The organism is Sphingobacterium sp. InxBP1 (genome assembly GCF_026191775.1).
Classification (GTDB): Bacteria; Bacteroidota; Bacteroidia; order Sphingobacteriales; family Sphingobacteriaceae; genus Sphingobacterium; species Sphingobacterium thalpophilum.
In genome coordinates, this window is the sequence record NZ_JAINDX010000038.1 from 239,247 (window position 1) to 254,810 (window position 15,564).

Below are 15,564 nucleotides of genomic sequence, written 5' to 3' on the forward strand. Positions count from 1 at the left end.
TTCGTGCATTTTACAGGTTAAGGATTGATCAGGAAAGTCTGGATGCCATACGGCGGTATTTTCACATTGAAGGCCGTTTCCTGCTGTTTTTTCTTTGTCGGCGCCACCTCGCCGAGGTCGGCGCCGTTGAGCTGCACCGCCCGCAGGGCACGCAGCGGAAAATTCAGGCTCAGCCCGGCATTGCTTGCATTGGGCTGCCCGTTGTACAGGCGCAGCTTGAGCTGCCCCTGATCGAGGTGCAGCGCCGAAATCTCCAGCGCCCCCCCGGGCAGGCGGACCAGCTGCCGGTCGTGGACGTCCAGCTGCCGGTGATACTTGGCTACCAGCGGCTCGTTCCAGGCATTGCTGTGTCCGGCGATATCGGCCTCGAGCCAGTTTCCCCGGTGTGGAATCAGCGCATAGCGCATATGCAGGGGGCCTGTGATGCTGTAGTCCATGCCCCAGAGGCCCTTGCCCGAGTACTGGGCGGTCAGGCTCAGCGGAAAGTCACTGCCCTGCGCATACGAGCCCGTATGGTCGGTCAGCACCGCCAGTCCCCGCTGCCCACCGGCATCGTAGAGATCCAGCCAGTGCAGCACCACGTTGTTTTTGATCTGGTCCCACTGCCCGAAATGCGTATCCTCGAGCCGGCTTTCGGTCACGTCAAAAGGTGCATCTTTAAACACTTTGCCCCCGGCAAAATCCACCGGAAACATGACTTTCAGCTTGTAGCGGTCGTCGGTAAAAGCCCGTCTGTTGTCCGTCCAGCGCTCCTGCTGCCGGTATTCGCCGATGCCCACATTGCCTTTCCAGTCGATACGCAGGTCCATATCGATACGCTGCTGGCCAGCCGCCAGCGCGAGCTGCTGCACAAAAGGATGACCGTTGATCTGGCCTTTTATTTCGACAAGCGTGCTCAGCGCATCATCCCGGAGGATCCGGAATACTGCCGGATGGTCTTTGGAGGAATGAAATCTGCCCTCCTCGTAAAAGTGTCCGGCGATCTCGCCCATGCGGTATGTCCCCTGCTGGGCGGCAAACTCCTGCTGCCCGGCAAATTTGGCCTTCAGGCTACGGATGGTGCCGCCCTGTTTTCGGTCGAGCACGATCCGGTACATATCATTTTCGAGGATGCAGTTGCCCTCTGCATCAAACTGCACCCCCTTATGCGGAGCCTGGCGGCCGGGGCCGGTAGCCAGGCGGTAGGTTGCATAGCCAAAGCCCTGCACCGCCGCCTTAAATTCCAGCTGCTGTCCCAGGGCCGTCCGCTGCTGCCGGCTGGGGATCAGCTGCCCGCGGCTATCCAGCACCCGAAGCTGCCCCATAGCCGCGGGCAGGGCCACCTGCACCAAGTCTGTGCGGGGCGCCGCAAGCGTATTGTACACCCTCACAAAGCCCGGAGCCTGGCGGTCCGGCGCCACGACGGCGTACGCTGCATCCGCGGCAGCAATAATGTCATCGGCGGCAGCAATGCTGCTGTCTGTCCACTGGCGGATCGCCTGTGCCCAGGTCTGGCCCTTGTGCAGACGGTTGTAGGGCACGATCCAGGAGTCGTGGTGCTGAGCCAGCATCAAGGTCCGCCAGGCCTCGTCCATACGGCTGCTGTCGGGGACAAAGCCCCGCTCGATATAGGCCATGGCGGCAATCTTTTCGGCCTGGATCATTTTATTTTCTGCGGTGCGCACCTGCTGTGCGATCTGCTGCAGCACCTGGCTGCCCCACATCAGGTTCACCAGCAGGTCCTCCTGGCTCAGGCGCCAGTCCGGAGCAGGCTGTCCGGGAGCCACGGCCTTAAAATATTCGGTCCAGGTGCTGTAACGCACCCCATTTGGCAGCTCATTGCCGCCGCCCAGCCAGGGACCCTTGTCCCAGCCCGCATCCTGATAACACATGCCGACGGGATTGCTGATCCCCGCATCAAAGCAGCTCTTCCAGTAGGAGGATGTATTGGCCCAGGCCGTGGTCTGCCAGGTGGAATTTTGCTCCAGTGCCTCATTGGCATAGCGGGGCACGGTCAATATGCCCGTCCCGTCGGGGCCTACCCAATTCAGGAAGGCGCCCCCATGTGCCCGTGTGTAGCCGCCCCAGCAGGTGTTGGGGCATTTGAGCACGGCATAGTCAAAGCCAAACTGCCGCAGCAGCTGCGGCAGGCTGCTGGTAAAGCAGGGTTCTTCCACGGCATAGGTCGTAAAGCGGATATCCGGAAAATGCCGACGGTAGCGGGCCATGCCATAGGCAAACTGCCGGATGATACTTTCGCCCGAAATGTTGTAGAGGTAAGGCTGTGCATAGGTCGGGTTGGTAAAGTCCAGCCGCGGATCCGTGCTCCACTGCCTGAGGCGTGCGTAGCCCGCCGGATCCTTGAGCCTAACGGTATCCCAGGTTTCGGGCTCGATCTCCAGCCCGACACGCCATGCCGGCTGCTTGTCCAGGTGGTCAAGCATAAAGGTGGTGACCCAGAGCGGGTAATGCCCATAGATGCCACCGTGATAGCCGTCCACAAAATAAGGTTGCTGCGCCCATAGTCCCGCTATAGGGGCCAGCAGCAGGCAGAGCCCGGTCCAAAAACGCTGTCGTGCTCCCATTATTTATTTCTTTGCCGGCACCAGGCGGATGCGATGTTTTACAGGCTGGTTTACTTCGTTCATACGGCGCTGCAGGTCCTCGATCTGGCTCTGCCAGGCCGCCCGCACTTCGGGATGCATCGCTTTGGCATACAGGTCCCTTTTGGCGCGTAGCCAGCCATCGTTGGCCACGTGCTGGTCCATGACTTCGATCGCCTTGCGGTTGTCGGCATTCAGGAGTCCCCGGGGCTGGAAAAAGTTGTACTGCACCCAGGCCAGATCCCGAAAACGGCGTTCGATCTCCCAGCGTTCCTCGTTGAGGTACATGACCTTGAGGGCCTGCTGGTACTGGGGAGTCCGCGTCTGTGCGGCCAGGTTGATCCCTTTTGCCAGGTCCGCTGCGGACCAGGTGCCGATCTGTTCGTCATCTATCCAGAGAACCTGGTCGCCCCGGAGGCCTTTGACCTGCAGGGTTTCGCGGTTCATCTCCTCCATGAAGGGCACGATCCCGACGGCATCGTGCTGACTGTATCTGGCGCCCCAGCCCCGTGCTGTGGTATCCAGCGGGTAAGGCAGTGCCGCCGCGAGGTAGTCAAACTCCAGTGCAGCTGCCGAGCGGCGCAGCCCGTCCACCCTACAGTTGCTGGCCTGCTCGACCCGCTGCCGGGCCGCATCGACAGTCACCGTGGCGACCTCACGGCCCGCAAAGCCCTGAGCTTTTAAAAATAGGTAGGCCATGACCATATGCCCGTTGTTGTCCGGATGCACTCTGTCGCTTCCCGAAATCGTAAAACCGGGATCCTTTTGCTGGCCCTGCACATTGATGGCGGTAATAGGTTCATTAAAATCAAAGAATTCCCAGCCGTTGGCCCGGGCCGATTCACGCTGAAAATCGACGATGCGCTGCATGGCCTTATTTTTATTTTTAAACGGCGTATTGTCCTTGATCTGCACAGTCTCATCATAAGGCGTACTGCCCAGCAGCACCAGCCGTGTACCCACCAGCTGTTTATAGCGCTTTTCCATGTCCTTAAAGGCCTCATGGGATTCCCTGACCTTGGTATCCGCAAACACCTGCGGTTCGGCGCCATTGTACTCGAAATAGCCCGAGTCATTCATGCCGAAGGTGGTGATCAGCACCGTGGGCTTTTTGCTGAACACATCACCATCCAGGCGTCGCAGCATCTCCACCACCCGGTCGCCGCCGATGCCCGCATTGAAAAATTGAAGCTTCAGTCCCGGAAAGCGGGTGAGATAATACAGCCATATATATGAGTGATAATGGCCCCCATCAGTAATGCTGTTGCCCAGGAAGACGACACGGTCGCCATCTTTAAAAGGCACGATCTGTTGCCCGAGGCCACGAAGGACCGTTCCCACAGAGAGGAGAATGCTCAGTCCCGCCAAAAAGAGTTTTTTAGAATATGTTCCCATAAGATTAATATTGTGACGCCGGCAGTTTATCGCAGTGATAGATTTATGAAAATTGGTCTTTGCACGGGCGTCATTTCCCTTGGAACAAATGTATAACGCAGGAGCCCCACCTGAATCAGCAGGTAGGGCTCCTGGTAAATGATTTTAAACCTAAAAAGCAATCAATATACTAAAAATCAATAACTTACATTAATCCCAAAATCAGGATTTGGTAAATGTTTTGGAATCAGTTTGTCGGTACGGCACCCAGTTTTCGGACCTTATCCTCAAAATGCTCGCTGTCGCCGAGGGCTTTGCTCTTGACTTTGCTCTTGTAATTGTATATGGTCTGCATGGAATAGCGCAGAAATACGGCGATCTGGTGAACGTCCGAAATCCCCAGGCGGATCAGCGCGAAAATACGGAGTTCGGTATTGAGCCGGTCCTTCTTGAGCTGGTAGCGTTCCTCGGGCCTGAGCAGGCTGTTGAACTCGTCGACAAAATGGGGATACACTTCGAGAAAGGTACGGTCGAAATCCGTGTATAGATCCTGTGCATATTTCTCCAGCGATTCGCCGGAGGAGGTGAGCTGCATCAGGTCATCCAGCTGCCGGCTTTTGAGCTTGCGGTGTACATTCTTCCGGAACTCGTCCAGCTTATCGAGATATACCGCACACTGATTGATATAATATCCGATGTAGCGCTCACGCACGAGGTTGGCTTCATCCAGCTTACGGTTGACCAGCGTAAGCTGCCCATTGGTCACATTGAGCTTTTTGCGGGCGCGGGACACGCTGCGGATCTGCTTGAAGAGGAAATAGAGCGTCAGGATCAGGATCACCGCAAAGGCGCTGATCACGATGGCATACATGCGCAGATTTTTGCGCTGCTGCTCAATCTTTGCCAGGTAGGTCGCCTCGATGATGGGCTGAGTGCGGGCGATGACGGTGTTTCTGAACCGTGAGTTATAATAGTTTGCATCATCCAGCGCTGCCTGGATATAGGTAAAAGCACGGTTGACATCCCCTTTCTGGTTGAGGTAGACCGCGAGGGTGAGCAGCGATTCGTTCTCTTTGATGGCCAGGCGCACATCGGTGATGGCCGCCAGGATTAGGTACTGTTCGGCCTCCTGCATCTGCCCCAGCTCTTTATAGATCAGGGCCAGTCCCATCGCGGCCATGCCATAGCCATGCGTATCCGGCTTTTCGCCGGCAAAGAGCCGCAGCTGGATATCCTTTGATTCCCGGAATCTGCCGGCCGCCTTCAGCGCAAAGGATTTTTCTTTCAGGTACATTTCCGAATTGCTGTCCAGCAGGCCCATCAGGCTGCTGCGGGACTGTGCAATGGCCCCCTCGTAGTCGGTCGTATAGCGTGTATTGTCGGTATACTTGATCAGGTTTTCGTAGTAGCGGATATTGCTCCAGTGATACAGCACCTTGAGGTGATTGGGCAGCCGGTCGTAGTCGATCTGCTGCAGCACATCTGCAGCCTGCGTGAACAGGCCGGAAATGGCCCGTACAAAGGCCAGCTTGGCGCGGCTCTCGCTCAGCAGCATCTTGTCGCCCAGCTGCTCCGCAATATCAATATTGCGCTCAATGTAGGCCAGGGCAGAATCGCAGTTTAACGTCTGAAATTCAAAAATGAGCTGATTCTGGATGTCGTACCGTTCTTTCAAGGAAGAGTGCCGGCTGAGTTTGTGCCTGACCGCATCGATCTGCCCGATCTTGCGGCTGAGGTAAGCAGGCCTGTCTTTGATGGCCCCGTCCAGCACGCGCAGCAGCGAGTCGACGTTTGCCGCAAAAGAAGGTGTACAGTTCGCTATCGCAAGGATACAGACAAGAATAATATGTTTCGCTTTCACAGGTATGTAATTGATCAATCCAAGCCAAAGATAAACAAAAATTTATTGCTTTATCGATGCGCCGTGCGGACAAACATAGTGGGACTCCGGATCTACATCACATCATCTGCAGGCCCGATTTCCGAAAGGGATCCAGTGCCGGATCATTGGCATCCAGATCGGTGATCAGAGCGGATAGCGCATCCAGATCGCAGACCCTGAAGTGCTCGGTCTGATAAAGCTTATTCTGAGCGGCCAGTGCGACGGTCCTTTTGGCACATTGCAGCATCACTTTTTTCGTCTCACCATCGGCAGCCGATACCGCCGATACCCCCAGCTGCGGATCCACGGCGCAGGTACCCATAATAAAGAGGTCTGCGATGTATTTGGCCGCTTCCGCGCAGGTCGTCATGCCCGAGGTGATGGCCAGATCCGGCTCATAATTTCCGCCGAGCAGTACCAGTTCCACCTGTTTGAACTTTTCGACGATGGGGACAACCGACAAGTTGTTGGTAATGATGCGGATCCGCCTTTCGAGCGGCATGCTGCTGATCATCGCCCAGACCGTGGTGCCGCCATCTACAAAGACGGTCATGCCATCTTTGAGCAGCTGCTGCGCCTTCAGCGCGATAATATCCTTTTCGCGGGTGAGAAAAGACTGCCGGTCATGGAAGGTCAGCGGATCTTTTTCGCGCAGCATGGCACCGCCCCGTGTCTTGGAAAGCAGGCCATTGCGGTACAGGACGTCGATGTCGCGGCGTATGGTATCCTCCGATACCCCCAGCAGCAGGGCCAGCTCCTCAAATTTGACCTTCGCCCTGCTGTTCAGTTCACGGAGGATGATCTCAAAGCGTTCTTCCTTTAACATGATGCTACTTTTTGAATCTATAGATAAGGGCCACCATTACAAAGAGCAAAGCTATTGTTTCGAAGGCAATAGTCAAAGAAAAATGGTGTGCGATAAAGCCCAGCAGCGCCGGCCCCACGAGCTGCCCTGCGTAGCCGATCGTGGAAATGGCGGGAATGGACACCGTGGGCGACAGTCCGTCGATGCGGCCGCCCTCACTGAAAAATACCGGCACAATGTTGGCCGCGCCCATGCCCAACAGGACAAATCCGGCCATCGACAAGGCGATCCAGGGGCTAAACAGCAAAACAAAGATTCCCAGGGCAGCCAGCAGGCTTCCGCCGATGACGACCACCATGCTGCTGAGCCTGCTGATCAGCGCATCCCCCTGTAGCCGCATGACTGCCATGGCCACCGAAAACGCCGCATAGCCTATACCCGTAAATTCAGGCGGCAGCCCTTTGCTGTCCCGCAGCAGCACAGCACTCCAGTCCAGCATGGCCCCCTCAGACAGGAAGGTGATGAAACAGAGCAGTCCCAGCACCAGCACACTGCCCCGTAGCCATTGAAAACGGCCCTGTGCGGCAGCAGCCTCATCCACATGCGAATATTGTCGGATCACGCCCTTTTCGGCAGCATGGCTCAGCAGCTGCGGATACTGAACAGCCAGTAAGACGATCAGCAGGGCCGAAATGAACATGGCGGCGTAGATGGGATCGAGGCCCATCTTCATTAAAAAACCTAGCCCGATCGACCCAAAGAGACCACCTACACTGTACAGACCGTGCAGGGACGACATCACCGGCCGGCCAAAGGCATTCTGCACCTGTACGCCGTGCGCGTTCATGGCCACATCCACCGTACCGATACTCCCGCCGAATAGCAGCAGCACCAGGGCCATCAGATACGGATCCGACACCAGCAGCAGAAAAGGCAGTATGAGTGCCGACAGCAAAGCCGACACCAGTATCACCTTGCGGCTTCCCACCCTGCCGATCAGATAGCCCGAGACGGGCATCATCAGCAGAGCCCCGCCGCCCAGAAAAAGCAGCAGGATACCCAGTTCGGCTTCATTCATGCCCAACCGGTCCTTGGCAAAAGGTACCATCGGAGCCCAGCTTGCGATTGCCAGTCCGCAGACCAAAAATATACACTGTGTCGCTGTCTTTGCTTTTTGTATCGTTCTATCCATTCTCATTATCTATAGTTAATTTTGCAATATTATGCAAAATTGCATAATATTGCAAATAAACATATCTAAAATGAACAGCGATGAGAATAGAACATCTGGCGATCTGGGTCGATGATCTGGAGACGATGCGCCAATTTTACGCGACCTACTTTGGTACGTCGAGCAGTGCGAAGTATACCAATGTGAGTAAAGGATTCAGTTCCTATTTCCTGACCTTCAGAGATGGGGGTGCGCGGCTGGAACTCATGCAGCGAAGCGGTATCGCCGCTGCGCCGCCCAGCAGGGGCAGCAGCAAGGGCTACACCCATATTGCCATTCAGGTGGGGGGCCCCGCGGCCGTGGATGCGCTTACCGAGCGCCTGCGTGCCGACCACTATAGCATCGCCGGAGAACCGCGGACCACCGGCGACGGCTATTACGAAAGTGTGGTATTGGACCCCGAAGGCAATCCCATCGAAATTGTGGCATGATGCATCACACGGGAGTGCCCGATCGCGTTCAGCGACTGATCTTCCCGATAGGATTGTCCTCTGGCGGGCACACAGAATCGCCTTCGCTTTAGCGGACGCCCCTCATTCTGCATCCTGTCAGCATTTCAGCGAAAAATTGACAGTTTTCAGGAAAAAATTTCAGCTTTTGGCAATCGGTATTTTTTTTGCGGTACTTTTTATACAGTCGCAGGACTGTATGTGTAAAGAACATTAAATTAATTGTTTTCACTTCAAAAAAGGAGGTTATGATGAAACTCGCAAAAAGAAACTGGAACAATTTACCGATGTTTATGCCCATGTTTGAAGATTTTAACCGTGAACTGTTAAACTGGGGCAACAGCAATTACTCATCTACAAGTACCACCGTTCCGGCGGTCAATATCAAAGAAAATGGAGATGCCTTTGAGGTCGAAGTCGCCGCACCCGGTATGGCCAGGGACGATTTTAAAGTTACCCTGGACGGCAACCTGCTGACCATTTCCTCGGCCAAAGAGGAGAAGCATGAGGAGCAACAGGACAACTATACTAGGCGCGAATTCAGCTACCAGTCGTTTCAGCGGAGCTTTGAGCTGCAGAAGGACGTGGTCGATCAGGAAAATATCGAAGCCCGCTATGAAAATGGTATGCTCAAGCTCACCATCCCCAAAAAGGAAGAGGCCAAACGGAAAGAACCACGTACCATTCCTATTTCATAAACTATACTTTAGACTGTCATCTCAAGTTGGTCTCCCTGCGCGGAGACCAACTTTTTTAATTGTGTTCAACAGGCTATTGAAAGGTTATATATGATGAAAAAATCAGACTACCATATCGAAGTGCTGATGCCCTGCCGGGGCGGACAGGTCGAGATTGCCCGCTTTGACCTGGGCAGCTGCAGCAGTATTGTGCACGAACTGTTTGACGAGCTGCTGGGGGAGCCCGCATCCTCGGGCAAGCGGCTGCTGCGCATCAACCTGATCCTGAATGGAGCCGGCGCAGACCGCAGGCAGGTCCGGTCGGTCTACTGTACCCTCGACGAACTGGCCGAAAATACCAAGGCCATCATCAAAAAAGCATTCCGCGTGCTCAATATGGAAAACTCCGCTTCGTAGCGTCAAGGTAGCTCCGCCCGCGTTCATAAACTCATGTGCAGCAGCGGATAGGCTTTGCCCTGTCCGTCCAGCGGCGACCGTTTGACAACGTGGAATCCCATATGTTCATAAAAGTCGACGGCCTGCCTGTTCTGCTCGTTGACATCCACCCTGGTGACCTGCAGCTGCTCCATGGCGTGCACAAGCAGCTGCTTTCCGATGCCCTGCCCCCTGTAGTCGTTGTGCACAAATAGCATCTCTAGACTCGGGCCCGCTATGCCCATAAAGGCGGCCAGGCTGCCACCGCTTTCGTAGCCCAGCAGAGTGACCTGCCCAAAATAGAGCGGCAGCTGCTCCCTATAATAGTGAAAATCCTCTTGGCGGAGAAAGTCGTGCGTATGCAGCACGGCACTCTCCCATATTTTTATCAGCACCGGGTATTCGGCGGCTTCTACTGTCCTGATCATACCGGGCAAATCTAAACACAAAAAGTGTGATTTCTGCCCCAAACGTCGCTTTCTTTCAAAGACTAAGCGTTTTCGCCTAATTTTCTATGTATTTAGGTAAACAATTATCCAATTTTTTAAAACAATTATCAGTATCTTTACGTTAGTAACTAGAGACCGACGATCACAGCCTTTTTACACCTAAGATTTTGGCAAAGATGAATGATGAAATAGATGAACTAAGGTTAAAAAACGACGAACTATCCGATTTTTTTGAAAATGCGTGCGTACCGTTCCGTCGTGTTAACGGCAATGGCATTATTATATGGGCCAATCAGGCTGAGCTCGACTTACTGGGGTATACCCGGAAAGAGTATATCGGCCATTCTATGCGGGATTTCCATGCCGATCCCAAGGCCATGGAGGAAATCTATGTACGGCTCTTAAATGACGAGACCATACAGGACTTTCCTGCCCGCCTTCGCTGTAAGGACGGGACATTCAAACACGTGGAGATCAGCTCCAATGCGCTGTTTGTCGATGGCAGGTTTATCCATTCACGCTGCATTACCAAGGACGTCACCAAGGCCGTGGAGAACGAAGCGCGGTGGATCGAACAGGAAGAACGGAAAAACAAGATCCTGCAGCTGCTCAAAAAAAGCGAGGAGCGTCTGCGGCTGGCCATAGCAGCCACCGACCTGGGCACGTGGGACTGGGATTTTGACACCTCAAAAGTCTATTTTTCAACCGAAGCCAAGCAGATACTGGGACTCAGCTACGATGAGAGCAGCATCTTTGGCGTATTGAAACAGATCCATCCCAAGGACCTGACCGTCATCGAAGAGGTCATGCATCAGCTGCAAAACACCACAGGCGATAAACATTTTAATTTTACCTGCAGAGTCGTTAAGCCCGAGCATAAAATCCTGTGGATCGAGGTCCGCGGCATAGCCCTCCTGGAGGGTAACACCAAGATCAACCGGATCATCGGATCGGTGCTGGATGTCACCGAGCGCAAGACGGCCGAAGTCAATAATGCCCAGCTGGTCGCCATCGTCAACTGTTCCAACGACGCCATTGTCGGCAAAACATTGGACGGCATCGTCACGAGCTGGAATCACGCTGCGGAACAGATCTTCGGCTTTTCGGCCGCGGAGATGATCGGGCAGCCGATCCTGAAAATCATCCCCGAAGAGCGGCACGAGGAGGAAGAATATATTTTGCAGCGCATGCGGGCCGGTGAGTCCATCAAACATTTTGAAACCAAGCGCATCACCAAAAGCGGCAAACTGATCGATGTTTCGCTGACGATTTCTCCGATCTCGGCAGGCGGCAAAGTCACCGGCGTCTCGAAGATCGCGCGGGATATCACGGCGAAGAAGCAGGAGGAGCGCAAGAAGAACGATTTTGTCTCGATGGTGAGTCATGAGCTGAAAACACCCCTGACCTCGATCCTGCTTTCGGCACAGGTGATGCAAAAGATGAGCAGCCAGAGCCATGATACCATGGGCATGAAGATGGCATCAAAAATCGAGAACCATGCCAACCGGATGATTGCGATGATCCGTGACTTCCTCAGTCTGGCCCGCATTGAAGAGAGCAAAATACAGCTGCGCAAGGAACATTTTCAGGTAGGCCAGATGATGCAGGAGGTGAAGGAGGAGGCCGAACTGATGGCCAGAAATCATGAGATCCATGTGCTATGTGAGCCGGCCTCGACGATCTTTGCGGACCGCGATAAAATCGGGCAGGTACTCAACAATCTGGTCAGCAATGCCATCAAATACTCGCCCAAGGGAGGCCGGGTAACCATCGGCTGCGAGCAGGTCGATGGTACACTGCGCATCTATGTACAGGATGAGGGCGTGGGCATCAGCCCGGCCGACCAGCAGAAATTATTTGAGCGTTTTTACCGGGTAGAAAACGAGACAGTGACCAGCATATCGGGCTTCGGTATCGGCCTCTACATCGTGGCCGAGATCCTCAAGTACCACGGTACCAAGATCGAGGTGGAAAGCGAACCCGGCCAGGGCTCTGTCTTTTCGTTCAAGCTGCCACAGGCCTAGGCTTGTTCCCGCTGCGCCCGGAGTGCAAGTACTCATCTATAGCAATACTATCAGAAAGAAACCGATGGGGAGGAAGAAATATTCCAGCCCATGACCAGATTTCTATAACGTTCGTAATCTGCCTTTTTCCATTTTGTGATGTGATATCCACCACAATACGGACAATAATAGGCGCGTTTGCAGGCGTATCTACCCATGCGGTGCTTAATCCGTTTGCCGTTGAGTTTATTTTTGATACGGCTCCTGACCTTAAATTGAAACATACGCCACTTTGCCTCCATTAAGGATGGAAAGGCTACTTTACCTGTGGCACGGCATTTCCAGGTTTTGCTTATCAGATTTTCCATAGCCAATATTTTTATTGATTCATATAATTATCTTTTTCAATGGGCACCTGCAGCATGACCCACTCTTTGATACGTCTCGAAATCCTGGACGACACCTGAAACTCAAGCTGTCCATCAAAGGGAACATTCAGCGCAATACGGAGCTTCCCTCCCTTTAACTGCTGGCAGGTCTGTATCATATGAAGCGGTATGGCATGGTGCCGGTCTATCTTCTGGACGTACCCTCCGGTATCACGCACAACTTCGTTGAGGCTACGCTGTTCACAGGCAAAATCCTCGGTCATATCCTTTCTGAGGTACAGTTTGACCAAGGGCGTGTTGCTGGTATTTTCATATTCGAACATGCCCAGCTCGTCATACATAATCTTCTTTGTTAAAAGCCTGTTATTGAGCAAAAATGCCTCCTGTTGTGGATCTAATGCACGTACAGAGGCGACATCAATTTCTTCCGCAGGATCACTTTCAGCTGACAGTTCCCCAGATGGGGGCATTTCGGTAGCCGTGTGCTCACCTTGTGCGTACGGGGGAAGCTGACTCCTGAGGTCCATTATTTTTTCCTCCAGTTCACACACCTGTTGCTGCAGCCAGAACCTGTGTCGCCTTTCCACCACGAACACAATGCAGTAAAAATATAAGGTATACACCAGATTCAGCATCAGTACGGCTCCGAAGATGACCGATAACGGAAGCCATAGCCATTCGTTTTTTGGCAACGCAATCGGCTGAGTCACGGCAAATAAAAATACTGCCGGGAGTATGAAGCAGCAGAAAAACTGCATGCTGAACCTTTTTTCGGGAACCGTCAGCCAGTTCATTTTTCTATCCAGTACTTTGATGACTGCACTGATCGAAAAGAAAGCTGCCGCCGATACCAGCACATAAAACAGATAACTGACCACCAAAGGCATATTTTCAAACCAGGTCATCAGGGCGCCGATATAGCCCAGGTACCAACACACGAAACCAAAGCAAAACGAAGCGATCCACAACCAGATAAAGTCTGGATAATGCACCTGCAGCTCCGTATCTTTAGAATACCTGACCAGTTGATTACCTTTCATAATTTACTGTTTAAATATGCGGACAAATACACTAACCGACCCATAGATAAAATTGGCTAAGTAAGGTCCTGTATAAATCCCGTCATCGGGAATTTTTGTCTTATAAATTTAGCCAATATTTTCATAAACAATTCATTTATAACGAAATTACACCCTCATGCCCGATTTTTGGCGCGGGAATAATTACCCAAAAAGCAGAAAATTAATACCCTCGTTGCCAAAATTTATACCTTCCTTGCAGAAAGCTGACCTTAAATGCAGAAAATAACCGTTTGTTGAAATAATGCTGATATCCGAAAAGATTGGCTGGCTTATTCCGTAAATTTGAAACAGAGCAAGCTACTGATTATAAACTGTATACACATGAATACATCACATACGCCAGTTCGCCGGTTCAGCCGCAATTATATTTTGATTGCCATCGCCGTGCTGACCACTGTTTATGGCCTGTTTCTGGCTTCGGCATTTCATTTACGCGTGTATAGCATCGGGGTACTGGTACTGCTGATCCCTTTTTTTGAAATCCGTAGCCATCAGGTGATCATGCAGCTCTTCCTCTTATTATTTATCTGCCTGCAGGTGAGCAGTATTTCGGTCTTTGACCGGCTGCCCTACCAGCTGCTTATCAGTTCACAGCCCTTCTGGCCGGCCGTACAGAGAGGCCTGCCTCTGGCACTCGGCTCCTGCCTGCTTGTCCATCTGATCTTCAGGAAAAAAACAAGTATCGCCCGCCTGTACGGCATACAGCTACCGATTATGATTGCAGCATGCACCTGGTACGTACGCATGCTGCTGATCATGAACAACTGCCAGCATATTCCGAATGCAAAAGCCGTACGTCTCCCAGCTGTCGTCGTGCAGAAGTGCCCCGCCTGCTGCGATATCCATGAACTATGGCTTTCACTTACGTTTGAAGGCAAACAGCAAACCGTCCCCATCGACGTCCATCCCCAATTACATGAACGTACCAAGGAGGGGGATACCCTCAGGCTGACCATGCACCCCGGCGTATATGGCTGGCCCTGGTACCATAAAGATATCAAAAGGAGGTACGAATGATCGTAAGCCTACATCCCCTGACCCTCATGATAGAAACGCTGGGCCGCCTGGAGGCCAAGGAGATCCCCGAGCGGCTATCCAGCATATCCGTTGCCTGCCAGGACAATTTTGTTCAGGCCCTGCAGGCGCACCGGCAGGCCCATAGTGTGGAGGCAGCCGGTCAGTCGGTGCAGCTCTATCATGCACAACTGCTGCGCCTGCATCAAAAGCTCGATAGCTTCCTAAGGCACAACTGTATTGAGGACCGTACCGCCATAAATGCACTCGAGGAACTGCTCGAGCGCATTGAGTTTCTCTTCAAAAAAGATATCGATCCCCGTACGACGCTCCCCAGCCATTACCGCGACAAGGTCAAAGACTATGTCAACAGCCATATTCACAGCATTTTTGAAAAACTGGCCCGAAAGAAAATCCCGCAGGTCTACCTCGACGAGATCCTCTCGGCCATCGATAGCCTGTTTGAAGACGGGAAGATCCCTTATATACAGTACCATCACCAGCACTATCTGCCCCACCTGATTGATGCATTGCGGCAGCTGTCCGACGATAGCCGTCAGGGCAAAAACTGGCACTTCCGCTTTCTGGTACTGATGGTCAACCTCAACTTTAACCATATGGGATTCTTTAACCGCTGGAAAGAGATGTATGATGAAGACGCCTCGTTTACGGAGAGATTGCTGCGCTATCCCAAACACTTTTCCTGCATCCCGGACTTTGCCTATGACAACAACCGCAGGAGCCTGCTCAAACTGATGTGCGAATATGTACAGTCCGGCAACAGGCAGCTGCAGCTCGCCGGGGCGGCAGGGGCAGAACAGTATATCCATAGCAACTTCAACGGGAAGGAACTGAAACTGTGGTTACATCTCTGTGTCAAGGCCGATATCACGCGGTCTTCAGAAAAAAAAGAGGTGGCGCAGGAATTTTCGAGACTGATCAAGACCAGGGAGGGTACTCTGCTGTCGACACATAGCCTGACCAAAATGGACAGAGCCGCCGAATATGCTGCCGCTGTCCGGCTGCGCAAGGTGCTGAAGACGATGCTCAGTGAACTACATGAAAAATTTCCGGAGCTGAGCCGTTAAAATCATCAGAAAAATTCAAAAAGCAGGGGTATTCCTCCACTACCCCTGCCATAGTGCCTGCGCTCACAGGCCAAAAACACAGCTCTCCGCCTTGCTGTGCCGTG

15 protein-coding genes are annotated in these 15,564 nt (G+C 53.0%); 7 read left to right on the forward strand and 8 right to left on the reverse strand.

Annotated features, from left to right (window positions below; translation table 11 throughout):
* Positions 1 to 17: 17 nt before the first annotated feature.
* The 3 genes from K7A41_RS02780 to K7A41_RS02790 form a co-directional block, all read right to left on the reverse strand.
* Complete coding sequence (locus tag K7A41_RS02780) at positions 18 to 2,564, reverse strand: glycoside hydrolase family 38 C-terminal domain-containing protein (RefSeq protein WP_265712516.1); 2,547 nt, start codon at positions 2,562 to 2,564, stop codon at positions 18 to 20.
* Positions 2,565 to 2,567: 3 nt separating this feature from the next.
* Positions 2,568 to 3,977 carry an SGNH/GDSL hydrolase family protein gene (locus K7A41_RS02785; protein ID WP_265712517.1) on the reverse strand — a complete coding sequence of 470 codons (1,410 nt, stop codon included), beginning with the start codon at positions 3,975 to 3,977 and terminating at the stop codon, positions 2,568 to 2,570.
* A gap of 226 nt (positions 3,978 to 4,203) precedes the next feature.
* Positions 4,204 to 5,391: a DUF6377 domain-containing protein gene (locus tag K7A41_RS02790; protein WP_265712518.1), complete on the reverse strand. Its 1,188-nt coding sequence runs from the start codon at positions 5,389 to 5,391 to the stop codon at positions 4,204 to 4,206.
* Between K7A41_RS02790 and K7A41_RS02795 the strand changes: the two genes are divergently transcribed.
* Positions 5,380 to 5,580 (forward strand): hypothetical protein, encoded by a 201-nt coding sequence (locus K7A41_RS02795; protein WP_265712519.1) that lies wholly within the window; start codon positions 5,380 to 5,382, stop codon positions 5,578 to 5,580. The two genes, K7A41_RS02790 and K7A41_RS02795, sit on opposite strands and share 12 nt — an antisense overlap.
* A 334-nt stretch (positions 5,581 to 5,914) precedes the next feature.
* Here K7A41_RS02795 and K7A41_RS02800 read toward each other — a convergent pair whose 3' ends face one another.
* Both K7A41_RS02800 and K7A41_RS02805 read right to left on the reverse strand, forming a co-directional pair.
* Complete coding sequence (locus K7A41_RS02800) at positions 5,915 to 6,664, reverse strand: DeoR/GlpR family DNA-binding transcription regulator (protein WP_265712520.1); 750 nt, start codon at positions 6,662 to 6,664, stop codon at positions 5,915 to 5,917.
* Positions 6,665 to 6,668: 4 nt separating this feature from the next.
* Positions 6,669 to 7,841: an MFS transporter gene (locus K7A41_RS02805; protein ID WP_265712521.1), complete on the reverse strand. Its 1,173-nt coding sequence runs from the start codon at positions 7,839 to 7,841 to the stop codon at positions 6,669 to 6,671.
* Between the two features lie 74 nt (positions 7,842 to 7,915).
* Between K7A41_RS02805 and K7A41_RS02810 the strand changes: the two genes are divergently transcribed.
* From K7A41_RS02810 to K7A41_RS02820, 3 genes are all read left to right on the forward strand, one after another.
* Positions 7,916 to 8,305, forward strand: a complete 390-nt coding sequence (locus tag K7A41_RS02810; protein WP_265712522.1) for a VOC family protein — start codon at positions 7,916 to 7,918, stop codon at positions 8,303 to 8,305.
* Between the two features lie 266 nt (positions 8,306 to 8,571).
* Positions 8,572 to 9,021 carry an Hsp20/alpha crystallin family protein gene (locus K7A41_RS02815; protein ID WP_265712523.1) on the forward strand — a complete coding sequence of 150 codons (450 nt, stop codon included), beginning with the start codon at positions 8,572 to 8,574 and terminating at the stop codon, positions 9,019 to 9,021.
* A 90-nt stretch (positions 9,022 to 9,111) separates the two neighbouring features.
* On the forward strand, positions 9,112 to 9,417 hold the full coding sequence (locus K7A41_RS02820) for a hypothetical protein (RefSeq protein ID WP_265712524.1): 306 nt from the start codon (positions 9,112 to 9,114) through the stop codon (positions 9,415 to 9,417).
* 23 nt (positions 9,418 to 9,440) lie between these two features.
* On the opposite strand, the gene K7A41_RS02825 is transcribed toward K7A41_RS02820, so the two are convergent.
* Positions 9,441 to 9,884: a GNAT family N-acetyltransferase gene (locus K7A41_RS02825; protein WP_265712525.1), complete on the reverse strand. Its 444-nt coding sequence runs from the start codon at positions 9,882 to 9,884 to the stop codon at positions 9,441 to 9,443.
* 176 nt (positions 9,885 to 10,060) lie between these two features.
* Here K7A41_RS02825 and K7A41_RS02830 point away from each other — a divergent pair, with 176 nt between their 5' ends.
* The gene (locus K7A41_RS02830; protein WP_265712526.1) at positions 10,061 to 11,908 is read left to right on the forward strand and encodes a PAS domain S-box protein; all 1,848 of its coding nucleotides are present in this window, start codon (positions 10,061 to 10,063) and stop codon (positions 11,906 to 11,908) included.
* Positions 11,909 to 11,958: 50 nt separating this feature from the next.
* Here the strand turns inward: K7A41_RS02830 and K7A41_RS02835 are convergent, their stop codons facing one another.
* Both K7A41_RS02835 and K7A41_RS02840 read right to left on the reverse strand, forming a co-directional pair.
* Complete coding sequence (locus K7A41_RS02835; protein ID WP_265712527.1) at positions 11,959 to 12,255, reverse strand: hypothetical protein; 297 nt, start codon at positions 12,253 to 12,255, stop codon at positions 11,959 to 11,961.
* Positions 12,256 to 12,266: 11 nt separating this feature from the next.
* Positions 12,267 to 13,316: a hypothetical protein gene (locus K7A41_RS02840; RefSeq protein ID WP_265712528.1), complete on the reverse strand. Its 1,050-nt coding sequence runs from the start codon at positions 13,314 to 13,316 to the stop codon at positions 12,267 to 12,269.
* Between the two features lie 363 nt (positions 13,317 to 13,679).
* Between K7A41_RS02840 and K7A41_RS02845 the strand changes: the two genes are divergently transcribed.
* Both K7A41_RS02845 and K7A41_RS02850 read left to right on the forward strand, forming a co-directional pair.
* On the forward strand, positions 13,680 to 14,375 hold the full coding sequence (locus K7A41_RS02845; RefSeq protein ID WP_265712529.1) for a hypothetical protein: 696 nt from the start codon (positions 13,680 to 13,682) through the stop codon (positions 14,373 to 14,375).
* Complete coding sequence (locus K7A41_RS02850; protein WP_265712530.1) at positions 14,372 to 15,460, forward strand: hypothetical protein; 1,089 nt, start codon at positions 14,372 to 14,374, stop codon at positions 15,458 to 15,460. The genes K7A41_RS02845 and K7A41_RS02850 overlap by 4 nt, the downstream gene beginning before the upstream one ends.
* Positions 15,461 to 15,564: the final 104 nt, after the last annotated feature.